At 60.5% G+C, this 23,472-nt stretch carries 18 protein-coding genes; 15 read left to right on the forward strand and 3 right to left on the reverse strand.

The genetic code is table 11. From position 1 onward, the window contains the following. Positions 1-13: 13 nt before the first annotated feature. The 6 genes from AC2CGI_RS16875 (at position 14) to AC2CGI_RS16900 (ending at position 8,118) form a co-directional block, all read left to right on the forward strand. On the forward strand, positions 14-628 hold the full coding sequence (locus tag AC2CGI_RS16875) for a helix-turn-helix domain-containing protein (protein WP_004937341.1): 615 nt from the start codon (positions 14-16) through the stop codon (positions 626-628). Further along, positions 629-1,525: a queuosine precursor transporter gene (locus tag AC2CGI_RS16880; RefSeq protein WP_004937338.1), complete on the forward strand. Its 897-nt coding sequence runs from the start codon at positions 629-631 to the stop codon at positions 1,523-1,525. It abuts the gene before it with no gap. Then, complete coding sequence (gene queF, locus AC2CGI_RS16885) at positions 1,503-2,342, forward strand: NADPH-dependent 7-cyano-7-deazaguanine reductase QueF (RefSeq protein WP_076741032.1); 840 nt, start codon at positions 1,503-1,505, stop codon at positions 2,340-2,342. The genes AC2CGI_RS16880 and queF overlap by 23 nt, the downstream gene beginning before the upstream one ends. Positions 2,343-2,464: 122 nt before the next feature. Further along, complete coding sequence (locus tag AC2CGI_RS16890) at positions 2,465-4,609, forward strand: phosphocholine-specific phospholipase C (RefSeq protein WP_076740990.1); 2,145 nt, start codon at positions 2,465-2,467, stop codon at positions 4,607-4,609. An 88-nt stretch (positions 4,610-4,697) separates the two neighbouring features. Further along, on the forward strand, positions 4,698-5,834 hold the full coding sequence (locus AC2CGI_RS16895; protein WP_076740991.1) for an ABC transporter substrate-binding protein: 1,137 nt from the start codon (positions 4,698-4,700) through the stop codon (positions 5,832-5,834). A 160-nt stretch (positions 5,835-5,994) separates the two neighbouring features. Continuing rightward, a complete protein-coding gene (locus AC2CGI_RS16900; RefSeq protein ID WP_015379060.1) occupies positions 5,995-8,118 on the forward strand; it encodes a TonB-dependent receptor family protein in 2,124 nt (707 codons plus the stop codon). A gap of 26 nt (positions 8,119-8,144) precedes the next feature. Here the strand turns inward: AC2CGI_RS16900 and AC2CGI_RS16905 are convergent, their stop codons facing one another. Further along, positions 8,145-9,041, reverse strand: a complete 897-nt coding sequence (locus AC2CGI_RS16905) for a LysR family transcriptional regulator (RefSeq protein WP_076740992.1) — start codon at positions 9,039-9,041, stop codon at positions 8,145-8,147. Between the two features lie 272 nt (positions 9,042-9,313). Between AC2CGI_RS16905 and AC2CGI_RS16910 the strand changes: the two genes are divergently transcribed. From AC2CGI_RS16910 to AC2CGI_RS16945, 8 genes are all read left to right on the forward strand, one after another. Next, positions 9,314-10,630: a M20 family metallo-hydrolase gene (locus AC2CGI_RS16910; protein ID WP_076740993.1), complete on the forward strand. Its 1,317-nt coding sequence runs from the start codon at positions 9,314-9,316 to the stop codon at positions 10,628-10,630. Next, positions 10,627-12,078, forward strand: coding sequence for a M20 family metallopeptidase (locus AC2CGI_RS16915; RefSeq protein WP_076740994.1), 1,452 nt, complete (start codon positions 10,627-10,629; stop codon positions 12,076-12,078). Before AC2CGI_RS16910 ends, AC2CGI_RS16915 begins: the two co-directional genes overlap by 4 nt. A gap of 100 nt (positions 12,079-12,178) precedes the next feature. After that, on the forward strand, positions 12,179-13,705 hold the full coding sequence (gene abgT / locus AC2CGI_RS16920; protein WP_004937321.1) for a p-aminobenzoyl-glutamate transporter: 1,527 nt from the start codon (positions 12,179-12,181) through the stop codon (positions 13,703-13,705). 178 nt (positions 13,706-13,883) lie between these two features. Next, positions 13,884-14,810: an aminoimidazole riboside kinase gene (locus tag AC2CGI_RS16925; RefSeq protein WP_015379064.1), complete on the forward strand. Its 927-nt coding sequence runs from the start codon at positions 13,884-13,886 to the stop codon at positions 14,808-14,810. 194 nt (positions 14,811-15,004) lie between these two features. Further along, positions 15,005-16,414 carry a carbohydrate porin gene (locus AC2CGI_RS16930; RefSeq protein WP_044031944.1) on the forward strand — a complete coding sequence of 470 codons (1,410 nt, stop codon included), beginning with the start codon at positions 15,005-15,007 and terminating at the stop codon, positions 16,412-16,414. Positions 16,415-16,477: 63 nt separating this feature from the next. After that, entirely contained in the window at positions 16,478-17,848 is a 1,371-nt protein-coding gene (locus AC2CGI_RS16935) for a sucrose-specific PTS transporter subunit IIBC (RefSeq protein WP_015379066.1), read from the forward strand. Then, the gene (locus AC2CGI_RS16940) at positions 17,848-19,257 is read left to right on the forward strand and encodes a sucrose-6-phosphate hydrolase (protein ID WP_031300223.1); all 1,410 of its coding nucleotides are present in this window, start codon (positions 17,848-17,850) and stop codon (positions 19,255-19,257) included. Before AC2CGI_RS16935 ends, AC2CGI_RS16940 begins: the two co-directional genes overlap by 1 nt. A 21-nt stretch (positions 19,258-19,278) precedes the next feature. Then, a complete protein-coding gene (locus tag AC2CGI_RS16945) occupies positions 19,279-20,322 on the forward strand; it encodes a LacI family DNA-binding transcriptional regulator (protein WP_015379068.1) in 1,044 nt (347 codons plus the stop codon). Positions 20,323-20,379: 57 nt separating this feature from the next. On the opposite strand, the gene exbD is transcribed toward AC2CGI_RS16945, so the two are convergent. Beyond that, on the reverse strand, positions 20,380-20,802 hold the full coding sequence (gene exbD / locus AC2CGI_RS16950; RefSeq protein ID WP_004937307.1) for a TonB system transport protein ExbD: 423 nt from the start codon (positions 20,800-20,802) through the stop codon (positions 20,380-20,382). A gap of 3 nt (positions 20,803-20,805) precedes the next feature. Beyond that, the gene (exbB, locus tag AC2CGI_RS16955) at positions 20,806-21,786 is read right to left on the reverse strand and encodes a tol-pal system-associated acyl-CoA thioesterase (RefSeq protein ID WP_004937304.1); all 981 of its coding nucleotides are present in this window, start codon (positions 21,784-21,786) and stop codon (positions 20,806-20,808) included. A gap of 431 nt (positions 21,787-22,217) precedes the next feature. Between exbB and metC the strand changes: the two genes are divergently transcribed. Continuing rightward, on the forward strand, positions 22,218-23,414 hold the full coding sequence (gene metC / locus AC2CGI_RS16960) for a cystathionine beta-lyase (protein ID WP_033632075.1): 1,197 nt from the start codon (positions 22,218-22,220) through the stop codon (positions 23,412-23,414). Positions 23,415-23,472: the final 58 nt, after the last annotated feature.

Consider the following 23,472-nt stretch of genomic DNA (forward strand, 5'->3'; position numbering starts at 1 on the left):
GTAAGGACAGCCAATGAAAACCACCAACGCACAGCGCAAAATCAACATCATTAAAAATATTGAATATCTGATGCGTACCCGCGGTGAAACCAAGGCTTCCTTTTCCAATCGCAGCGGCCTGACGCGTACGACTCTCTACAAAATTCTTGACGGAAGAGTGAACAACGTTCAGCAATCCACCGTGAATAGGATCTCCGATTTCTTCGGTGTCTCCTGTGAAGAGATCGAAGATTACGATCTGGAAAAGCTGGAGCTGCTTAACGAAACGCTGTCCACCGAAGGCAACAAGAACCCTTCCGCCATTCCGGTAATCCCGCAGTCGCGCTATCTGGCCGTCTCGCAGCGCAAGATCGGGCAACTGGTCACTGAGTTCCCTTTGACTTATTTCTTCGGCGATGAGTCGAACATGTTGGCAATGAAAATAGAGACCGAAATTAAAGGGTCATTTATTCCCGGCGAAGTCATCATCATCAAACGCCCGCCGGTACTGATTTGCGATTCGCCTTTGCTGTATCACTCGGGAAAAAGCGGCTTCTTTGTGGTTGACGACAAAGACAGCGAAAGCATGGACAAACGCCCTCAGGACACCGTGCAATTCCTGGGTTACATCGTTGGAGAAAGGCTATAAATGGAACCGAATCAGAAGTTCAAGCTGTTGGGCTTCACCCGGCATGGCACCATCGCGGCCAATGTCATGGTATTGGCCACCGGCAAAACCATCACCATGGGGCTGAATGAGCTGGCCGACAGCGAAATATCAGAAGATCTGAGCCGGCATGAGCTGCAGGCGCTGTACCGTAAACTCTATGGTGACAACCAACAAAAAACCGCCTACGAGCTCAGCGATCGCCATGAACGATCCTGGTACGCCTACCTGATTATTACCGTGGCGCTCAGCGTGATTTATATTTTCTCAACGCTGTGCGGCGTCAAGCCGATCCAAATCCCGGTGCTGAATCTCATCACGCCGCCGGCGATCTTCATTTACCCGCTCACGTTCATTCTGGTGGATATCCTCAACGAATTCTATGGCTTACGGCTGGCCAGGCGCACCATCATCATCTCGTTTATCGCCAATTTGACCTTCGTCCTGGGCGTTTGGGTAACGACGCTGGTGCCGAGCATTCCGCAGTGGGAGTACAGCGAGACCTACAACGGCATCGTGCACAGCATCATGGCGGTGCTGGTGGCCTCGTCGGCGGCCTATCTGATCTCCGAAAACGTCAACTCCTACCTGCTCTGCAAAATCAAAGAATTGACCAATTCCCGCTACCTGTTTGTGCGCGTGATCACCAGCACCGTAGTGGCTTCGGCCATCGACAGCGTGGTGTTCTGTACGCTGGCGTTCTACAACGTGCTGAGCTGGGACATCATCAAAACCATGATCCTGTCGCAGTTCCTGATCAAGGTGGTTTACGCCCTGCTGGGCGTCGGGCCGATCTACGCCACCCGCAGTCTGTTTAATCGCTACATCAATACCGAACAAGCAAAGGGCAATGAATATGCATATCCAAAAGCAAGATAAAATCACCCATCTTGGCGCGAACTCCGATTATCCGGATCAATATGCTCCCGCATTGCTCGAAGCCTTGCCGCGTGCCCGCGGCCGCGATCTGATCGGCGTGGACGAGCGGCAGCTGCCGTTCAGCGGCTTTGATCTGTGGACCGCCTTCGAGCTGTCCTGGCTCAACGGCAAGGGCAAACCGGTGGTGGGCATCGGCGAATTTACCTTCCCGCACTCTTCTTCCAACCTGATCGAATCCAAATCGTTCAAGCTGTATCTCAACAGCTTCAACCAAACGCGCTTCGACAGCGTGGAACAGGTGAGCGCCGCCATGCAGAAGGATCTGTCGCAGGCGGCCAATGGCCAGGTCACCGTCAAGCTCTATCCGGGTCTGGAAGGTTATCCGGTGCAAATCGATCGCCTGCCGGGCATCAACATCGACGATCTGGATATCGCGGTCGACGACTTCGCCTTCAAACCGGAATACCTGAGCGGCGCGGCCGAGAGAGGGGAATCGGTGTCGGAGACGCTGTCTTCCAATCTGTTGAAATCCAACTGCCTGGTCACCAATCAGCCGGACTGGGGCAGCGTGGTGATCCACTATGAAGGCCGCAAAATCGATCGCGAAAGCCTGCTGCGCTACCTGATCTCCTTCCGCCAGCACAACGAATTCCACGAGCAGTGCGTCGAGCGCATTTTCAACGACATCAAGCAGAGCTGCCGCCCGGAAAAACTCAGCGTGTTCGCGCGTTACACCCGCCGCGGCGGCCTGGACATCAACCCCTTCCGCAGCGATTTCGAAACGGCGCCGACGCTCGGCCGCCTGATCAGACAGTAAGCCTCATCCCCAATGCTCCCGCCAGGGAGCATTGTTTCTCTCGCTTTCATCTCCCTGTTATTTTTCGCCATTATCGTCGTCAGCGGCTATCTTCAAAGCACACTGACGGAGATTAACGACGCATGCCTGACCTTTCTCGCAGAGACATCCTGCGGGCTGCCGCCATCGGATCGGCGTTCTCGCTGTTGCCCGCCTCGATTCGCAAAGCGCTGGCCATTCCCGCCAATAACCGCACCGGTACCCTGCGCGACGTCGAACACGTGGTGATCCTGATGCAGGAGAACCGCTCTTTCGACCACTACTTCGGCACCTTGCCGGGCGTGCGCGGCTTCAGCGATCGCTTTACCATTCCACTGCCCGGCGATCGCCTGGTCTGGCAGCAACAGGGCGCCGAACGGCTGGTGCTGCCCTACCATCTGGACAGCAAACGCGGCAACGCCCAGCGCGTCACCGGCACGCCGCACTCGTGGGTGGATGAGCAAGCCGCCTGGGATCACGGCCGCATGAGCGCCTGGCCCACCTACAAAACGCCGGCCTCGATGGGCTACTACCGCCAGCGGGAGCTGCCGTTCCAGTTTGCGCTGGCCAACGCTTTCACCCTGTGCGATGCCTATCACTGCTCCATCCACGCCGGCACCAACACCAACCGGCTGTTCCACTGGACCGGCACCAACGGCCCGTCCGCCGCCGACGTGGCGGTGGTGGTCAACGAATGGGACAGCCCCGGCCCGGCGGACCGCGGCTACCAGTGGACAACCTATCCGGAACGGCTGGAGGCGAGCGGCATCAGCTGGAAGGTGTATCAATTCCTGCCGGACAACTTTACCGACAACCCGCTGGCGGGTTTTCGCCAATACCGCGCCGCCAGCATTCAGGTGGGCAACCCGGCGTGGCCGCCGAAAGACTTCAACGCTTTCGTGCCTTATAGCGATGCGCTCAACGAGGCCGCACCGCTGTACAAAGGCAACGGCAACACCCTGCCGGCCGCCGACGGCAACGATCTGGACGCCATGCTGGCCGGATTCCGCGCCGACGTGCAGCAGGGCAAACTGCCGCAGGTCAGTTGGATCATCGCGCCGGCGGCCTATTCGGAACACCCCGATCCCTCCAGCCCGGTACAGGGCGGCTGGTTCACCCAAGAGATCCTCAACGCGCTGACCAACAACCCGGAGGTGTGGAGTAAAACCGTTCTGCTGGTCAACTACGACGAAAACGACGGCTTTTTTGACCATATGCCTTCGCCTTCCGCGCCGTCGCTGCGCGAAGACGGCAGCTTCGCCGGTAAATCGACGGTGCCGTTCGACACCGAGATCTTCCAGCACGTGGCGCCACCCGGTTCGCAGGATCAACCGCCGCCGGACGGCCGCATCTACGGGCCCGGCCCGCGGGTGCCGATGCTGGTGCTGTCACCCTGGAGCCGCGGCGGCTGGGTCAATTCGCAGGTTTTCGATCACACCTCGGTGCTGCAATTTTTGGAAAAGCGCTTTCAGGTGCATGAACCCAACATCAGCGCCTGGCGCCGCGCGGTGTGCGGCGATCTCACTTCGGCGTTCAACTTTGTCGATCCTAACGGCGAAGCGCTGCCGAGCCTGCCCGCCACCAGCCGCCACGCCGCCGACGGCCTGCGCCAGCGTCAGGAACAGCTGCCGCAAGTGCCGCTGCCATCACCCGCCCACCAGCGTTTACCCCACCAACGCCGCCTGGCACGCCCTTCCCGCGCGTTGCCCTACCAGCTGCACGTCGAGGCCGGCGTCGCGGCCGAGCAACGCCGCGTGACGCTGAACCTGTTCAATACCGGCGAGCAGGGAGCGGTGTTTCACGTCTACGACCGGCGCGATCTGGCGCAGATCCCGCGCCGTTTTACCGTCGAGGCGGGCAAGGCGGTCAGCGACGACTGGCAAACGGAGAATGAGTACCATCTGTGGCTGCTTGGCCCCAACGGCTTTCATCGTGAGTTGCGCGGTGCCCTGAGCCGGCCGCAGCCGGAGGTGCGTTTGCGCCCGACGGGCCGCAACCTGCTGCTGCAGTTGAATAACCCGGCCCCCGAAGCGATAACGGTCACCCTCGAACGCTGCCCCTATACGCAGCAGGGCCCGTGGCACATCACGCTGCCGGCGGGCGGCAGCCACCAGCAAACGTTTGACGCCCGCGCCAGCGGCGGTTGGTATGACCTTACGCTGCAAAGCCCCGGCTGGCTGCGCCGCCTGGCGGGCCGGTTGGAAGATGGCGAACACAGCGTCAGCGACCCGCTGATGGGCCAGGAGTAGCCACTATCGGCATCAAGGGTGTTCAAAAAGCGAAAGGATATCGCTTATCATTGCGCTCTCGTTCCTCGCCGATTACTCAAGGATCTCCATGTCCGCTGTTCTTATCGCCAAAGCCGGCCGCTGGCTGGCCGCCTGCATTCTGCTGTTGGCCGGCGCCGCTCAGGCCGCGCCGATCGTCGTCACCGATGTCGCCGGCCGTCAGGTCACTCTGCCGCAACCGGCCAAACGCGTTATCCTGGCCGATGCCCGTGCGCTGTTGGCGCTCAATATTCTGCATCCGCAGGAACCGCTGAAAAACATCATCGCCTGGGACAACTCGCTGAAGGTCAAAGCACCGGATCTGGTGGAGGCCTACGCAAAAAAATTCCCGCAGGTCATGCAGATCCCCACCTTCGACAACCCCTACACCAGTGATTTCAGCGTGGAAAGCGCGGTGGTGCGCCAACCGGATCTGGTCATTTTCGACATTGGCCTGCTGAGCAAATTGAAAGACAGCGGCGTGCTGACCCAGTTGGAAAAGGTCGGCATCCCGGTGCTGATCATCGATTTTCGCCAACAGCCGCTGACCAACACCGTCGCCAGCATGGCGCTGTTGGGTAAAGTATTTGACGAGCAGCCCAATGCCGACGCCTTCATCCGTCTCTATCAGCAGCGCCTCGAGCTGGTGCGGCAGCGGGTCGCCACGCTGAAACCGGAGCAGCGCCCCAGCGTCTTCATCGAGCGCAGCGCCGGCATCAAAGGCGAACAGTGCTGCAACACCTTCGGCAAAGGCAGCTTCGGGCAGTTCATCGAGACCGCCGGCGGCAATAATATCGGCAGCACGCTGTTTTCAGACATGGGCGGTGAAGTGAACGTCGAACAGGTGATCAGCAGCAACCCGGATTTCTATCTGCTGACCGGCGCCGACTGGAGCCGCGGGCATCGCGGCACGCTGGCGGTGCCGCTGGGTTACGCCACCGATATGGCCACCAGCCAAAAGAAACTGGCGCATCTGCTGGATCGCACCGGCATTAACGTGCTGAAAGCGGTGAAAGAAAAACGCGTGATGGCGATTTACCATCAATTTTACGACACGCCGCTCAACTTTATCGCGGTTGAGGCGATCGCCAAGTTCCTGCACCCGGCGCTGTTTAAAGATATTGATCCGCAAGCGGATATCGAAATGGTGCACCGGAAATTCACCGCGCTGGATTACAGCGGCGTCTTCTGGCTTACGCCGCAATAACCCCCGCCAGGGCCCGCCAGCCGGGCCCTGTTTCCCGCATTCATTATTTAGTTACCCGCTTAACTATCCCGTAACAATTCTATTTACTTGCCAATAATTATCATTAAGATTGTCTTTTCTAAAAAAACACATCCGGGTCTGAAACTCTTAAGGCATTATTATGTCACCTCTTTTTCGGCTTTCTCTGCTGACGGCTTCCATCGCCGTCGCATTCCCTGTCCTTGCTACTGATAACTCATCTCAGAACGATACCGACACCGTGACCGTCGTCGGCAACTGGCTGGACAACCCCGATACCAGTTCGGTGCTGCTCAACCATCCGGGCGCGCGTTCCATCGTCACCCAGCAGCAAATGCACGAACAGGGCGACCAAACCATCGCCGATAGCCTGCGCGGCGTACCCGGCGTGCAAGTGCGCGACAGCAACGGCACCGGCGGCAGTGACATCTCGCTTAACGTCGGCGTGCGCGGCCTGACTTCGCGTCTTTCTCCACGCTCCACCATTCTGATGGACGGCGTCCCGCTGGCGGTCGCGCCTTACGGCCAGCCGCAGCTGTCGATGGCCCCGCTGTCTATCGGTAATCTGCAATCGGTGGACGTGGTGCGCGGCGGCGGCGCGGTGCGCTACGGGCCGCAGAACGTCGGCGGCGTGATCAACTTCGTTACCCGTGACATTCCCAAAACGTTTGGCGGCACCGCCAGCGTACAAACCCAGGGCGCCAGCCACGGCGGCCTGAAGACCCTGACCAGCGCCTCCGTGGGCGGCACCGCAGACAACGGCCTCGGTGCCGAACTGCTCTACTCCGGGCTGCACGGCCAGGGTTACCGCGACAACAACGACAACACCGACATCGACGATTTCATGTTGAAAACGCGTTATGCGTTCACCGATCGTGACGAGCTGCTGGCCAATTTCCACTACTACGATGCCAAAGCCGGCATGCCGGGCGGGCTGAGCACCGCGCAATACGCGCAAAACCCGTTCCAATCCACGCGGCCGTGGGACCAGTTCGAAGGCCGCCGCAAGGATATGTCGTTCAAGTACAAACATCAGGAAGACGACAAACAGTTCGAAGTGTTGACCTACTTCACCGACAGCTACCGCGGCAGCAACATCGAATCGGAAGGCACAGGCAAAAACGCGGGCCAGCGGCGCATGGTCTCCTATCCGCGCCACTATTCAACCTGGGCTATCGAACCAAGTTATTCGCAGGTCTTCCGTTTCTGGGATATGGCGCACGAGATCACCCTCGGTTACCGCTATCTGAATGAAACCATGGATGAAAAGGCGTCGCGTTCGGCCTGGTATAACCCGGCGAATATCGGCTCGACGCCGGAGACCCCGGATTATTACCAGCACACCTCCGGCGGCACCGCGGCCAACGCGTTCTATATCGACGACACCATTAACGTCGGCAACTGGACGGTCACGCCGGGCCTGCGTTATGAAAGCATCCGTACCCACGTGGACGATTCGTTCAACAACATCAGCCGCAAGAAAAGCTACAGCGAGCCGCTGCCGTCATTGAACGTGATGTACCACCTGTCCGACGCCTGGAAACTGTTCGCCAACGCCAACACTTCTTTCGGCAGCATGCAGTATTTCCAACTGACCAAAGGCGGCAACGGCAACCAGCCGGCGCCGGGGCTAACGGCGGAAAAAGCGCACACCTATGAATTCGGCACCCGCTACGACGACACCGTAGTCAAGGCCGAGGCCACGCTGTTCTACATCGATTTCGATAACCAGCTGCAGTACATCAGCAACGACGTGGGCTGGACCAACATGGGTGCCACCAAGCACAAAGGCATCGAGCTGGCGCTCAGCTACGATCTCAGCGAACTGAATCGCGCGCTCGACGGCGCCAGCGTCTACACCAGCTATACCTACACCAAGGCCAGCACCGACAAGGGCGACTTCGCCGGTAAAGATCTGCCGTTCTACTCGCGCCAGGTCTATACCGTCGGTACACGTTACGCCACCGGCAGCTGGGTATGGAATCTGGACGGTTATGCGCAGTCGAAACAGCATTCGCCGGGCACCGGGCCGGAGTACATCACGCAGGAAAGCGCCGATGGCCAGTTCGGCAATATCGCCGGTTACATGGTGTGGAATATGCGCGGGGAATATAACTTCGGGCCGCAGCTGTCGAACCTGACGCTGGGTGCCGGGGTGAAAAACCTGTTCGATCAGCGCTACTTCACCCGCTCCAACGACAACAACTTCGGCAAGTACGTCGGCGAACCGCGCACCTTCTTCGTGCAGGGGTCAATCGCCTTCTAATGCCGGGGCCCGGCAGGGCCTCGGTATCACCGACAGTAAAGGCGAAACAGGCGCGCCAGGTGCGCGCCCATCGGCGTCAGGGTGGTGTCCTTGCGTTGGATAAGATAAAACGTCGCTTTCGGCAGACGCTCTTTCAGCTCGAGCGGCACCAAATGCTTGCCCAAAATCGGATCCGAAATCACGTCCACCGACAGAATGCTGACAAAATCGCTCTGCGCCACCAGGCTGGTACAGGCCATAAAGGTCTCGCAGGTCACGCTGATCGACGGCGCCATGCCCAAGTCCCCGAACAGATCGTGCAATAGCCGATAGTAACTGCCTTTCGGCGTCGGCATGGTCCAGTCGCAGTGCTGCAGCTGTTTCAGCGAGGTCGCCCCCTCCATCGGATGCCCTTTGCGCACCACCACCCGATACTCTTTTTCCATCAGCCGTTCATACTGCAGCTCGTTGTCGAGGCTGCTGGGGTAATAGGTATTGACGGTAAAATCCAGCTCGCCCTGGCGCAGTTCTGGGATCATCGACACCAGTTGCCCCTCGACGATGCGCACCTTCACGTTGGGATACTCACGGTGAAACTGGGTGACCACCTGCGGCATCACGGTGCGCGCAATGCTGCCGCCAACGCCGATATTCACCGTGCCGCCCGCCAACCCCAGCCGCTGCTGAATGTCTTCCTGCGCCACCCGCAGCTCCTCGAGGATCAGGCTGGCATGCTGGAAAAAGTTATCGCCGCAGTCGGTCAATACCACCCCCTGGCTACGGCGAATAAACAGCTTGGCGCCCAGCACCTCTTCCAGCTCCTGAATGGCCTTGGTCAGCGCAGGCTGGGAAAGGCGAGAGGTGCGGCTGGCGGCGCGGATGCTGCCCTGGCGGCTAACGTCCACAAATGCACGCAATTGGTGCAATTTTATCGAGGCTGGCATAGGCGAAAGGCGATAACCGTTGTTTATCAATAGCAAGATATTGGCATCTTATTTAGCCAGATTCCATTGTGTACATTCGGAAAAAACATAATAAATAACCAAATTCTTATTTCGCTTAATTAAGCGCATTTTCTGCGCCAATAAGCGCCATTAACGGCAGTTAGTAACCAAACGCACCTTTTTCTTTGCAATAGCTTCACCGTCTGATTTCAGTTCAGAGCATAACTGCTGCCTGGAGCGATCCAGCGCGCGATAACTTATGAGATATCACTATGACTAATTCGCTTTCGATGTTGGTGGCTGATTTGTACCCGCAATTGCAGGCCTGGCGCCGCGACTTCCACCGCTATGCCGAATCCGGCTGGTTTGAGTTCCGCACCGCCACCCTGGTGGCGGAAGAACTCGATCGGCTGGGCTATCGCCTGCAGCTGGGCCGCGAGGTCATCAAGGCAGAGGCGCGCATGGGGCTGCCCTCGCCCGCCGAGCTGGAAGCGCAGGAACAGCGCGCCCGCAATCAGGGGGCGTTGGAGAAATGGCTGCCGCATTTTTCCGGCGGCTTCGCCGGCATCGTCGCAACGCTCGATACCGGCCGCCCCGGCCCGACTATCGCTTACCGCGTGGATATGGACGCCCTCGATCTCAACGAATTGCTGGAACCCGAACACCTGCCGTTCCTCGAAGGGTTCGCCTCTTGCAACAGCGGCATGATGCATGCATGCGGTCATGACGGCCATACCACCATCGGCCTGGGGCTGGCGCACGTGTTCAAAAGCCTGGAATCCCAGCTTCGCGGCACCGTCAAACTGATCTTCCAGCCGGCGGAAGAAGGCACACGCGGCGCAAAATCGATGGTGGAGGCCGGCGTGGTGGACGACGTCGATTTCTTCACCGCGGTGCATATCGGCACCGGCGTGCCGCCCGGCGAGCTGGTGTGCGGCAGCGATAGCTTTATGGCCACCAGCAAGCTGGACGTTACTTTCCGCGGCGTCGCCTCCCACGCCGGCGCCAAGCCGGAAGACGGCCGCAACGCGCTGCTGGCAGCGGCGCAGGCTGCGCTGGGGCTTTACGCCATCCCGCGCCACAGCGAAGGCAGCTCGCGCATCAATGTCGGCGTGCTGCAGGCCGGCACCGGCCGCAACGTGATCGCCGATCGGGCGTTTATGAAGGTAGAAACGCGCGGCGCCACCAATGAGATCAACGCGTTTGTCTATCAACAGGCGCTGAACGCCATCGAAGGCGCCGCCAAAATGCACGGCGTCGCCTGCGATATCGCGCTGATGGGCGCGGCGCAGAGCAGCAAACCGACCCAACCGTGGGTGGATTACATCCGCCGCCAGGCGCAGCAGATAACCGAGCTGGCCTCGGTGGTCGATCGCCGCGAACAGGCCGCCGGCTCAGAAGACGCCACCTACATGATGGAACGGGTGAAATCCCGCGGCGGCCAGGCCTCATACGTCATTTTCGGCACCGAACTGAGCGCCGGGCACCATAACGAGAAATTCGACTTCAACGAGCAGGTGATGGCGGTGGCGGTGAAAACGCTGGCGTCGCTGGCGCTGAACCTGCCGACATTCGGGAGCGGAGCATGAGCAACTCAGAACTGCAGGCCTTTATCGACGACTACATTGACCAACGCCAGCCCCGCTTCAGCGCGCTGAGCGACGCGATTTGGGACCACCCGGAAACGCGCTTTAACGAGACCTATTCCGCCACGTTGCTGGCCGATGCGCTGGAACAGGAAGGCTTCTCGGTTGAACGCGGCGTGGGCGACATCAAGACGGCGTTCATCGCCAGCTACGGCAGCGGCCACCCGATTATCGCGCTGCTGGGCGAGTACGACGCGCTGGCCGGGCTGAGCCAGCAGGCCGGTTGCGCCACGCCGCAGCCGCTGGTGGAAAACGGCAACGGCCATGGCTGCGGCCACAACCTGCTGGGCACCGCCGCGCTGGCCGGCGCCTTCGCCGCCAAGGAGTGGATGCAGCAGAACCGGCTGAGCGGCACCCTGCGCTTCTACGGCTGCCCCGGCGAAGAAGGCGGCTCCGGCAAGACCTTTATGGTGCGTGAAGGCCTGTTCGATGACGTCGACGCCGCACTCACCTGGCACCCGGAAGGCTTCAGCGGCATGTTCAATACCAGCACGCTGGCCAACATCCAGGCGGCGTTTCACTTCAAGGGCGTCGCCGCCCATGCCGCCAACTCGCCGCACCTGGGGCGCAGCGCGCTGGACGCGGTGACGCTGATGAATACCGGCGCCAACTTCCTGCGCGAACATATCGTGCAGGAAGCGCGGCTGCACTACGCAGTTACCAACACCGGCGGCAGCTCCCCCAACGTGGTGCAGGCCGATGCCGAAGTGTTGTACCTGATCCGCGCGCCGCAGCTCGATCAGGCGCAGGACATTTACCAGCGGGTGATCAACATCGCCAAGGGCGCAGCGCTGATGACTGACACCCAGATGGAGGTGCGCTTCGACAAGGCCTGCTCCAATTATGTGCCGAACCGCAGCCTGGAACGCGCGATGTATCAAAACCTGTGCGATTTCGGTCTGCCCGAGTACAGCGACGCCGAGCGCCGCTTCGCCGAGGAAATCCGCCAAACCCTGAGCCGCGACGATCTGCGCAACGCCAAACTCAATATTGCCCGCACCGGCGGCGCGGCCGGGCGCGAATGGGTGCAGCAGTTGGGAGATAAGGTGCTGATGGACGAGGTCGCGCCTTATGTGGAATCCGACGATCTGCTGTACGGCTCTACCGACGTTGGCGACGTGAGCTGGGTGGCGCCGACCGCCCAATGCTTTAGCCCCTGTTTCGCACTCGGCACTCCGCTGCACACCTGGCAACTGGTGGCGCAGGGCCGCACCGCTATCGCCCATAAGGGCATGTGCCTGGCCGGCAAGGTGATGGCGGCGACCGCCATCGATCTGCTGAGCGACAGCGCCCTGCTGGCGCGCTGCCGCAGCGAGTTCGAGCGCCGGCGCGCCGAACAGCCGTACCGCTGCCCAATCCCGCAGGGGGTGCAACCATCGCCATTGAAATAGCATGAACAGACAGGGCCCGGACAACCGGGCCACTAAGTATAATTATAAATAAATCAAATAATAACAATCACACAACAGAGCAAACACAGAGGGTAAAATCATGAGTGAGGCCACAACGCCAATCAATAAAAGCCCCGGACGCGTTTTTTACTGGGTGGAACGCATCGGCAATAAGATCCCCAATCCGTTTTTACTGTTCGTCTATTTGATCCTGGTGCTTATGCTGGCCACCGCGCTGTTTTCCTGGCTCGATGTGGCGGTGAAAAATCCGGCCACCGGCGAGCTCATCAAGGTGAATAACCTGATGAGCGTGGCGGGCATGCAGTGGATATTTCCCAATATCATCCATAACTTCAGCAGCTTTGCGCCGCTGGGGGCTATTTTGGCGCTGGTGATAGGTGCCGGCCTGGCGGAAAAGGTCGGCCTGCTGCAGGCGCTGATGTACAAAATGGCCTCGCGCGTCAGCGCCCGCTACGCCAGCTATATGGTGCTGTTTATCGCCTTCTTCAGCCATATATCATCGGACGCTGCGCTGGTGGTGATGCCGCCGCTCGGCGCGCTGATGTTTATCGCGGTGGGTCGCCACCCGATAGCCGGACTGCTGGCGGCGATCGCCGGCGTCGCCTCCGGCTTTACCGCCAACCTGTTGATCGTCACCACCGACGTATTGCTTTCCGGCATCAGCACCGAAGCCACCAAAGCGGTGGATGGCGCGGTTCACGTCAGCGTGATCGACAACTGGTACTTTATGGCCACCTCCGTGATCGTGCTGACCATCGCCGGCGCGCTGCTCACCGACAAGTTTATCGAGCCCCGTCTGCCGAAGTGGCAAGGCGGCGCCGAAGACAAAATCGCAGCGCTGACCCCGCTGCAGAACCGGGGGCTGATGATGAGCGGCATCGCCGCGCTGGTGTTTATCGCCATCATCGCCGCTCTGGTGGTGCCGGAGGCCGCGCCGCTGCGTGACCCGAACACCGGTTCGGTGATCCCTTCCCCGTTCATCAAGGGTATTGTGCCGATCATCATCCTGTTCTTCTTCACCGTCGCCATTACCTATGGCGTGGTCACCAAACAGATCCGGCGGCCGGACGATATTCCCCACCACTTGCTCGATCCGATGAAAAGCATGGCGGGTTTTATCGTGATGGTGTTTCCGCTGTCGCAGTTCGTGGCGTTCTTTAACTGGAGCAACATGGGCAAGTTTATGGCCGTCGGCCTGACCGACATGCTGGAAGCCGCCGGCATGAGCGGCGCACCGGCGTTTCTCGGCCTGATGTTCCTCTCCGCCTTCCTGTGCATGTTCATCGCCAGCGGCTCGGCGATCTGGTCAATTTTGGCGCCGATCTTCGTGCCGATGTTTATGCTGCTCGGTTTCCACCCGGCGTTCGCCCAGATGATCTTCCGCATCGCCGACTCTGCGGTGCTGCCGCTGGCGCCGATGTCGCCGTTCCTGCCGCTGTTCCTCGGCTTCCTGCAGCGCTACCGCAAAGACGCGCAGCTCGGCACCTATTACGTGCTGATCCTGCCCTATCCTTTGGTGTTCTTCAGCGTGTGGATTTTGCTGCTGCTGGTCTGGTATGCGTTAGGCTTGCCAATCGGTCCCGGCGTCTATCCGAAGCTGGGCTAAACGCACCGCTATCTCTCCCCGCGCCGGTTCGCGGGGCAGATCCCCTTCTCCCCAAGCCCAGCAGAAAGATTGATCTTCCTCACTGACCAAGCGGCTCTGAGGATTATTTCATTGCCTTGCTAAACCGGTTCTTCTATTTTAGCTCACCATCTGACAACGACAAAAACAGGGATTAAGCATGATGAATCGCGTATGGGTACTGGGCGACGCCGTGATCGACCTGGTGCCGGAAAATGCCAACGGTTATCTCAAATGCCCCGGCGGCGCGCCGGCGAACGTGGCGGTGGGTATCGCCCGCCTCGGTGGCGACAGCGCCTTTATCGGCCGGGTGGGGCAAGACAGCTTCGGCGCCTTTCTGCAGCAGGTGCTGAGCGATGAAGGGGTGGATATCGGCCATATGCGGCCGGATCCCGAACACCACACCTCCACGGTGGTGGTGGATCTCGATCTTCAGGGTGAGCGCTCATTCACGTTTATGGTGCAGCCCAGCGCCGATCTGTTTTTGCAGCCCGACGATCTGCCGGCTTTCCAGCGGGGCGAGTGGCTGCACCTCTGCTCCATCGCGCTGTCGCAGGAGCCCAGCCGCAGCGCGGCCTTTACGGCGATGGAACGCATGCGGGCAGTCGGCGGCCGGGTCAGTTTCGATCCCAACATCCGCGAAGAGGTCTGGCGCCAACCGGAAGCGCTGCGCCCCTGCCTGCAAAAGGCGCTGCTGCTGGCGGACGTGGTGAAACTGTCGCGCGAAGAGCTGGCTTTCATCAGCCATCTTGACGATCTGGAGAACGCCATGCGCTGGATGATGCAAACCTATCCGCTGCGCCTGCTGCTGGTGACGCTGGGCGGCGACGGCGTCTGCGTACACGACGGGCATCGTCTGCGCCATTTCCGCGCGCCGCCTGTCGTGCCGGTCGATACCACCGGCGCCGGCGACGCCTTCGTCGCCGGACTGTTAGCGGCGCTGGCGCGCCTTCACGCATTGCCGCAGGAAGCGCAATGGCCGGCGGTTATCGCTCAGGCTCAGGCCTGCGGCGCGCTGGCCACCACCGCCAAGGGCGCCATGACCGCCCTGCCCCGCGCCGACGAGTTGGCTGCTTTCCTGCGTTGATCCCCTGCATCCACGGCGCCCCCCTTAGCGCCGTGGTCTTTTAACCCGCGATTTGCGTACTCGATCACAATAGCTGAATCGGGTTAGCAAACTTGATTGCCAGTCCGCTTCTCGATCGCTATCTTTCGCCATGAAAAACCGGTTTAGCAATTTAGCAAAAAATAATAACAACCCTTCCCGGATGATAGACGATGATGAAAAAACTCAGCTATTTGGCGATAACAACAGGGCTTTTCCTCTCCACGTCTGCCGCTGCGGCCTCGGGCGGCGACAGTATCGAGGCGCGTCTCAACGCGCTGGAACAACGTCTGGCGCAGGCGGAACGGCGCGCCGCTCAGGCTGAAACCCGCGCCACGGCGGCGGAACGCCGGGCGCAACAGCTGGAACAGCGCACCGCCAGCACCGAAAGGCAAACCGCGCAGGTCGCGCAGCGCGCCGCCACGCTGGAAACGCAATCCTCTCCGACCAGCGCGCTGAAACTGAACGGTTTCAACGATCTGAAACTGTATGGCGACGTGGAGTTCAACCTGGACGGCGCCAGCCGCAGCGGCCAGCTGACGTCGTTGAAAGGCAGCGACCACAAGGACTGGAAACCCGGCAACAAAGAGCGCTGGGACATCAACGGCCGCATTCTGGTCGGGCTGGACGGCTACCGCCGCAATCCGGACGGTAACTTCTCCGGCTTCAGCGTCCAGCCGCTGGCGGACATGAGCGGCAAAATGAACCTGGACGACGCCGCTTTCTTCTTCGGCAATGAAAAGAACTGGCAAACCAAAATCGGCCGCTTCGAAGCCTACGACATGTTCCCGCTGAATCAGGACACCTTCATTCAATACTCCGGCAATACCGCCAACGACCTGTACGCCGACGGCTTCGGCTATATCTACATGATGAAAGAAGGCCGCGGCCGTAGCAGCAGCGGCGGCAACCTGATGCTGAGCAAATACGCCGGGGATGTCTATTTCGAACTGAACACGCTGGTAGAAGACGGCACCTCGCTGTTCCAGGACAACAGCTACCACGGCAATGCGCTGGAAAATAAGAAAAACGTCGCCTATTTGCGCCCGGTGATCGCCTGGAAGAAAGACGCCTTCAGCATCGCGGCGGCGATGGAAAGCAACGTGGTGAATAACGCCTACGGCTATCAGGACAGCCAGGGCCGCTTCGTCGATCAATCCAAGCGCAACGGCTACGGCATGACCATGAGCTGGAACACCAACGCGGCCGATCCGGATAACGGCGTGGTGGCCAACCTGAGCGCCGCCTACCTGGATGCCGCCGGCGAGCAAGACTTGACCGCCGGCGTCAACGTGCTGTGGCGACGCTTCGAACTGGGTTATATCTATGCGCACAACAATATCAAAGAGTTCAATACCGCCGGGATCGCCGCCGATATCCACAACCCGCTCAGCGAACCGGGCAACTACGACATCCACACCGTTCATGCGTCGTATCAGATACCTAACATTATGAATATGAAGAATTTCAACCTGTATTTAGGCGCCTATGTCTCGCTGCTGGAAGCCAACGCCGACAGCAAGATAGCCAACGGCGACAACGACCAGCGTTACGGCATGCGCGCCAGATTCAAGTATTTCTTCTGACATCGATTCACGTCGCTGCGCCGCAAACTGCGCAGCGGCATTTTTATTTAGCAAGGGGACAACATGGACATTACCGCAACCGCCAACGCGCTGTTGCCGCTGCTCGGCGGTAAAGAGAACATCGCCAGCGCCGCCCACTGCGCCACGCGCCTGCGCCTGGTGCTGGTGGACGACAGCAAGGTGGACAAAGAGGCCATCGGCAAACTGGACGGCGTCAAAGGCTGCTTCAGCAACGCCGGCCAGATCCAGGTGATCTTCGGCACCGGGCTGGTCAATAAGGTGCATGCGGAATTCATCAAGGCGGCGGGCGTCAGCGAATCCAGCAAGGCCGAAGCCGCCGATATCGCGGCGAAAAAGCTCAACCCGCTGCAGCGCATCGCCCGCCTGCTGTCGAACATCTTCGTGCCTATCATTCCGGCGATCGTCGCTTCCGGCCTGTTGATGGGGCTGCTCGGCATGGTGAAAACCTACGGCTGGGCCGATGCCAACAGCGCGTTGTTCATCATGTTGGATATGTTCAGCTCGGCGGCGTTCATTATTCTGCCGATTCTGATCGGCTTCACCGCCGCACGCGAATTCGGCGGCAATCCCTATCTGGGCGCCACGCTCGGCGGCATTTTGACGCATCCGGCGCTGACCAATGCCTGGGGCGTCGCCGGAGGGTTCCACACCATGAACTTCTTCGGTCTGGACATCGCCATGATCGGCTACCAGGGCACGGTATTCCCGGTGCTGCTGACGGTGTGGTTCATGAGCCTGTTGGAAAAACGGCTGCGCAAGGTGATCCCCAACGCGCTCGATCTGATCCTGACGCCGTTCCTGACGGTGGTGATCTCAGGCTTTGTCGCCCTGCTGTTTATCGGCCCCGCCGGCCGCGCGCTGGGCGACGGCATCTCCTTCGTGCTCAGCACGCTGATTGCCCATGCGGGGTGGTTAGCCGGGCTGCTGTTCGGCGGCCTCTATTCCGCTATCGTCATCACCGGCATCCACCACAGTTTCCACGCGGTAGAAGCCGGGCTGCTCGGCAACCCCAATATCGGCGTCAACTTCCTGCTGCCGATCTGGTCGATGGCCAACATCGCTCAAGGCGGCGCCTGCCTGGCGGTCTATTTCAAAACCCGCGACGCCAAAATCAAAGCCATTGCGGTGCCTTCGGCCTTTTCCGCCATGCTCGGCATCACCGAGGCGGCGCTGTTCGGCATCAACCTGCGCTTCGTGAAGCCTTTCCTGGCGGCGCTGGCGGGCGGCGCGCTCGGCGGCGCCTGGGTGGTGGCCAACCATGTCGGCATGAACGCGGTCGGGCTGACGGCGATCCCCGGCATGGCGATCGTGCAGGCCAGCTCGCTGGTCAGCTATATCATCGGCCTGGCGATCGCGTTTGGCAGCGCCTTTGTCCTCTCCCTACTGCTGAAATACAACACGGACGCGCAATGATGGAAGAACTCAGCTTAATCAAACAGGCACTGCGGGCGGTAATGAACGGCCAGCCGCTCGCGCTGCGCGATCCGCACCGACCGGACTGGCATCTGGCACCCAGCGTTGGCCTGCTGAACGATCCCAACGGCTTTATCCAGCACAACGGCGTTTATCATCTGTTTTATCAGTGGAATCCGCTGGGTTGCGATCATCGCAACAAATGCTGGGGACACTGGCAGTCGGCTGATTTGCTGCGTTGGGAGCACCAGCCAATCGCCCTGGCGCCCGGCGCCTGTTACGACAGCCACGGCTGTTACTCCGGCTCGGCGGTGGTGGCGGAAGGCAAAATCACGCTGATCTACACCGGCAACGTGAAATTCCCAGACGGCTCACGCACCGCTTACCAATGCCTGGCTCAGGAAAGCGAACGGGGCGAATATCGCAAACTCGGGCCGGTGCTGCCGCTGCCGGAGGGCTACAGCGGTCACGTACGCGATCCGAAAGTGTGGCGTCATCAAAATGACTGGTACATGGTGCTCGGCGCGCGTGACCTGCAGGATCGCGGCAAGGTGCTGCTGTTTCGTTCCAGCGATCTGCGCGACTGGCAAGCGCTGGGAGAGATCGCCGGTTCCGGACTGAACGGCTTAGAGGAATTCGGCTACATGTGGGAGTGCCCGGACCTGTTCTCGTTGGACGGCGACGAGGTGTTGATCTGCTGTCCGCAGGGGCTGACGCCGCAGCCGGAACGCTATCTCAACCGTTATCAGGCCGGTTATCTGCTCGGCAAGCTGGATTACCGGCAGGCGGCCTTCAGCCACGGCGAATTCCGCGAGCTGGACGCCGGCTTCGAGTTCTACGCGCCGCAGACGACGTTGGCGGAAGATGGCCGCCGCCTGCTGTTCGGCTGGATGGGCGTGCCCGAGCAAGATGAAGAAGCCCATCCGACGCGCCGTTACGGCTGGATCCACACCATGACCTGCCCGCGCGAACTGTCGCTGCGGCATGGCCGCCTCCACCAGCGCCCGGCGCGCGAGCTGCAACAGCTGCGCGGTGAGCGAGCAGGCTGGCAAGGCCGCGCCGATAACGCCCCCGCCTATGCGCTGGGGGCCGCGGAGCTGCAATTGACGCCGCAGGGCCCATTCAACGCAACCTTTGGCGACGCGATGACGCTGAAATGGGACGGCGAAAGGCTGCAGCTGACGCGCGCTTCCCTGACCGACGGCCGGCCGGAGCACCGTTACTGGCGCGGCCCGGTCACGCATCTGCAACTGCTGTTCGATCGTTCCAGCGTGGAGATTTTCATCAACCACGGCGAGGCGGTGATGAGCGCACGCTACTTCCCGGCGGGTGAGCCGCAACTGCGGCTGTGCGGGAGCGCGCCGCTGGCGTTGGAATACTGGCCGCTGACGCCATGCATGCTAGAATGACGCATCCTCCGATGACTTCAGATGGCGTCAGTGAAAAAAAATAAACGCATTACCATCAGTGACATCGCCACGCTGGCCGGGGTGTCGAAATCGACCGCCAGCCTGGTGCTGAACGGCCGCAGCAAGGAATACCGGGTGTCCGACGACACCCGCGATCGCATTCTGGCGCTGGCGCACGAACACCATTATCAGCCCAGCATCCACGCCCGCTCTTTGCGCTCCAACCGCAGCCACACGCTGGGGTTGGTGGTGCCGGAGATGACCAACTACGGTTTTGCGGTGATTTCGCGCGAGCTGGAAACGCTGTGCCGCGAAGCCGGCCTGCAGCTGTTGATCGCCTGCACCGATGAAAACCCGGCGCAGGAGATGATGGCGGTGAACAGTCTGGTGCAGCGGCAGGTGGACGGCTTGATTGTCGCCTCCAGCCAGCTAAACGACGCGGAATACCAGAAGATCAATGTCGGACTGCCGGTGGTGCAGATGGACCGTCTGATCGCCGGTTCCGAACTGCCGCTGGTGATCACCGATTCGGTCAACTCGACCGCCGACCTGGTGGAAAAGGTCGCGCGCCAACATCCGGACGAGATCTATTTTCTCGGCGGGCAGCCGCGCATTTCGCCGACCCGCGATCGGCTGGCCGGTTTCCAGCTTGGCCTGCAGCGCGCCGGCATCGAGTGCAAACCGGAATGGATCATCAACGGCAACTATCACCCCAGCTCAGGGTACGAGATGTTCGCTCAGCTGTGCGCCCAGCTGGGGCGGCCGCCCAAGGCGCTATTTACCGCCGCCTGCGGCCTGTTGGAAGGGGTATTGCGTTATCTGACTCAACATCAGCTGATGGAGAGCGACATCCACCTGTGCAGCTTCGACGATCACTACCTGTTCGACTGCATGACGCTGAAGATCGATACGGTCGCACAGGACTGCCGGGCGTTGGCGCAACATAGCTTCGACCAAGTCACCGCACTGATCGACGAGCGGCCTCTGGAACAGAACGCGCTTTATCTGCCGGGCCGTATCCGCTGGCGCCATGCCGGTTCCCGGGCTTTGTTGGCCGAAGAGTGATATCTCTGAACCAGTAAAAAAGGGCGCCGAAGCGCCCTTTTCTGTTTCATCAGCCCGCTATTTGGCGGCGCCTTCCATGCCCACCAGCCCCACTTTCAGGTAGCCGGCTTTACGCAGGGTGTCCATCACGCTCATCAGCGTTTCATAGTCCACGCTCTTGTCCGCCTGGAAGAAGATGGTGGTTTCTTTGTTAGCCTGGGTGCGTTGATCCAGCACCGAAGTCAACTGATCGGCATTCACCGGCTGATCGCCGACGTAGAGCTGTTTGTCGGCCTTCACCGACAGGAACACCGGTTTTTCCGGCCGCGGCTGCGGCTTGGCGGAGGAGGCCGGCAGATCGACGCGGATATCTACCGTTGCCAGCGGCGCGGCCACCATAAAGATGATCAACAGCACCAACATGACGTCGATAAACGGCGTCACGTTGATTTCATGCAGTTCGCCGCTGTCGTCCAGATCTTCATTTAAGCGCATCGCCATGTCTCACCCCGCCCGCAGTTGGTGCGCGTGCTGTGAGCGCTTGGCTTCCGCCGTCGCGGCCAGATCCAAATCACGGCCCTGCAGCAGCAAGACCTGCGCCGCCACGTCGCCCACCTGCGCGCGGTGGCCGCTGATGACGCGAGCGAAGATGTTGTAGATAACGACGGCAGGGATCGCCGCGACCAGACCCAGCGCGGTCGCCAGCAGCGCTTCCGCGATGCCCGGCGCCACAACCGCCAGGTTGGTGGTCTGCGAATGGGCGATGCCGATGAAGCTGTTCATGATGCCCCACACGGTGCCGAACAGGCCGACGAACGGCGAGATGGCACCGATGGTGGCGAGGAAGCCGTTGCCGCGGCCCATGTTGCGACTGTAGGCCGCCACGCGGCGCTCGAGGCGGAAGCCGGTGCGCTCTTTGATGCCGTTGTTGTCGTTGGATTCCGCAGACAACTCCAGCTCATTTTGCGCGTCGTTCAGCAATACCGCGCTGACGCTCTCCGGACCGAAGTTTTGCGCCAGTTCGGAGGCTTCATCCAGCGAGCGCGCTTCGGCCAGCGCCAGCTGTTCGCGGCGCAGACGGCGCTTGGCGCGCAGCAGTTCGCTGCCTTTGGAGAACAGAATGGTCCAGGTCACGATCGAGGCCAGCACCAGGCCGATCATTACCGCTTTCACCACCGCGTCGGCGTGCTGGTACATGCCCCAAACGGACAGGTCCATGCCGCGGGTTTCCGGTGGCTGGATCGTTGGCGCCGGGTTCACCGGCGTGATGCTCTCCGGCGCGGCGGCTGCAGCAGGTGCAGGCGCGGTGGTCGGCGCAACGCTTTCGGCAACGGCCGGATTGCTCGCCGGCGCGGCCTGCGCGCTGCCGGCCAGCCCTACGACCAGCACCATAGATGCCATCAGGCTGCGGCCGAAGGCCTTGCCCCACTGCGCCCGGCCCTGGCCGAACGATCCTTGATTTAAATTCTTGCCAGCCGTTTTCACGCTGTGCCTCCACCCATTACCGATCAAAATTAAGGAATAATTCAGCGTGCGATCATATCAAACCAACCGGGGATTGATAGTGGTTCTCATTATTATTTACCAAATAAACGAGAAAATTTTAGCCAGCCCCGTTACAAAGCGCCAATCTGTGTCCGTTCACCGCCAAATGCCCCTTTTATAGGGTGATTTCGTTACTTTTATCCCACAACGGCGCAACAACGCCACGCTGCCGAACGGCGCCTCAGCCGAGGAATGGACTTCTCTGTTCCCACTCGGCAGAAGGATTACGCGAGAAATGCGTGACCGGCAGCCAATTATAGCCGTTTCTATATCTGGAAGTTAAAACGTCTGGATGGCTATATTAACTCATGTTAACGTAAGGGCTATCGTAAACGGGCACGTGCAGAGCAACCAGAGGTGAGCCAGGTACCATGACGTCAAAACATATCGAAACCGCGCTGATCGGCGCCGGCCGCGGCAAACGCTACACCCAGGGCTCCGTCAATCCCGTCACGCAACGCGCCTCTTCTTTGGTCTTCGACTCCGTCGCTGCCAAAAAACACGCCACCGCGCAACGCGCCCACGGCGAGCTGTTTTACGGCCGACGCGGCACCCTGACCCACTTCGCCCTGCAGGATGCGATGGTGGAGCTGGAGGGCGGCGCCGGCTGCGTGCTGTACCCCTGCGGCGCGGCGGCAGTGGCCAATGCGATCCTGTCGTTCGTCGGCGCCGGCGATCACCTGCTGGTCACCGGCTCTGCGTACGAGCCGACCCAGGATTTCTGCACCCATATCCTCGGCCGCATGAACGTCAGCACCACCTATTTCGATCCGCTGATCGGCGCCGACATCGCCAAACTGATCCAGCCCAATACCCGCGTGGTGTTCCTGGAATCCCCCGGCTCCATCACCCTGGAAGTGCAGGATATCCCGGCGATGGTGCAGGCCATTCGCGCCGTGGCGCCGGACGTGGTGATCATGATCGACAACACCTGGGCGGCGGGGGTGCTGTTCAAGGCGCTGGATTTCGACATCGACATTTCTATTCAGGCCGGCACCAAATACCTGATCGGCCATTCCGATTACATGCTTGGCACCGCCGTCGCCAACGCGCGCTGTTGGGATCAACTGCGCGAGTACTCCTATCTGATGGGGCAGATGGTGGATGCCGACACCGCCTACATGGCGAGCCGCGGCCTGCGTACCCTGAGCGTGCGGCTGAAGCAGCACGAACGCAGCAGCATCGAGGTCGCCAACTGGCTGGCGGCGCGGCCGGAGGTGGCGACGGTCAATCATCCGGCCCTGCCGAGCTGCAAGGGCCACGAGTTCTACCGCCGCGACTTCAGCGGCTGCAACGGGCTGTTCTCTTTCGTGCTGAAGGAACGGCTGGACGATACGCAGTTGGCCGCTTACCTGGATAACTTCAGCCACTTCAGCATGGCCTACTCCTGGGGCGGCTTCGAGTCGCTGATCCTGGCCAACCAGCCGGAAGAACTGGAAGCGATCCGCCCGGCGGGCGGCGTCGATTTTTCCGGCACGCTGGTGCGGTTGCATATCGGCCTGGAGAACGTCGAAGACCTGATCGCCGATCTGGCGGCCGGCTTCGATCGCCTCAACGGCGTGCGCTAAGGCGGATTCCGATAATTTTCTTCGTCTCGTTTAATGTCGGCTTAAGCTATTAGCGGTA

This window comes from Serratia sp. LSHTC3 (assembly GCF_057197125.1).

Coding starts and splice junctions, on each gene's coding strand:
- AC2CGI_RS16875 (WP_004937341.1), top strand. CDS start 14: ATGAAAACCACCAACGCACAGCGCAAAATCAACATCATTAAAAATATT.
- AC2CGI_RS16880 (WP_004937338.1), top strand. CDS start 629: ATGGAACCGAATCAGAAGTTCAAGCTGTTGGGCTTCACCCGGCATGGC.
- queF (WP_076741032.1), top strand. CDS start 1,503: ATGCATATCCAAAAGCAAGATAAAATCACCCATCTTGGCGCGAACTCC.
- AC2CGI_RS16890 (WP_076740990.1), top strand. CDS start 2,465: ATGCCTGACCTTTCTCGCAGAGACATCCTGCGGGCTGCCGCCATCGGA.
- AC2CGI_RS16895 (WP_076740991.1), top strand. CDS start 4,698: ATGTCCGCTGTTCTTATCGCCAAAGCCGGCCGCTGGCTGGCCGCCTGC.
- AC2CGI_RS16900 (WP_015379060.1), top strand. CDS start 5,995: ATGTCACCTCTTTTTCGGCTTTCTCTGCTGACGGCTTCCATCGCCGTC.
- AC2CGI_RS16905 (WP_076740992.1), bottom strand. CDS start 9,041: ATGCCAGCCTCGATAAAATTGCACCAATTGCGTGCATTTGTGGACGTT.
- AC2CGI_RS16910 (WP_076740993.1), top strand. CDS start 9,314: ATGACTAATTCGCTTTCGATGTTGGTGGCTGATTTGTACCCGCAATTG.
- AC2CGI_RS16915 (WP_076740994.1), top strand. CDS start 10,627: ATGAGCAACTCAGAACTGCAGGCCTTTATCGACGACTACATTGACCAA.
- abgT (WP_004937321.1), top strand. CDS start 12,179: ATGAGTGAGGCCACAACGCCAATCAATAAAAGCCCCGGACGCGTTTTT.
- AC2CGI_RS16925 (WP_015379064.1), top strand. CDS start 13,884: ATGATGAATCGCGTATGGGTACTGGGCGACGCCGTGATCGACCTGGTG.
- AC2CGI_RS16930 (WP_044031944.1), top strand. CDS start 15,005: ATGAAAAAACTCAGCTATTTGGCGATAACAACAGGGCTTTTCCTCTCC.
- AC2CGI_RS16935 (WP_015379066.1), top strand. CDS start 16,478: ATGGACATTACCGCAACCGCCAACGCGCTGTTGCCGCTGCTCGGCGGT.
- AC2CGI_RS16940 (WP_031300223.1), top strand. CDS start 17,848: ATGGAAGAACTCAGCTTAATCAAACAGGCACTGCGGGCGGTAATGAAC.
- AC2CGI_RS16945 (WP_015379068.1), top strand. CDS start 19,279: ATGGCGTCAGTGAAAAAAAATAAACGCATTACCATCAGTGACATCGCC.
- exbD (WP_004937307.1), bottom strand. CDS start 20,802: ATGGCGATGCGCTTAAATGAAGATCTGGACGACAGCGGCGAACTGCAT.
- metC (WP_033632075.1), top strand. CDS start 22,218: ATGACGTCAAAACATATCGAAACCGCGCTGATCGGCGCCGGCCGCGGC.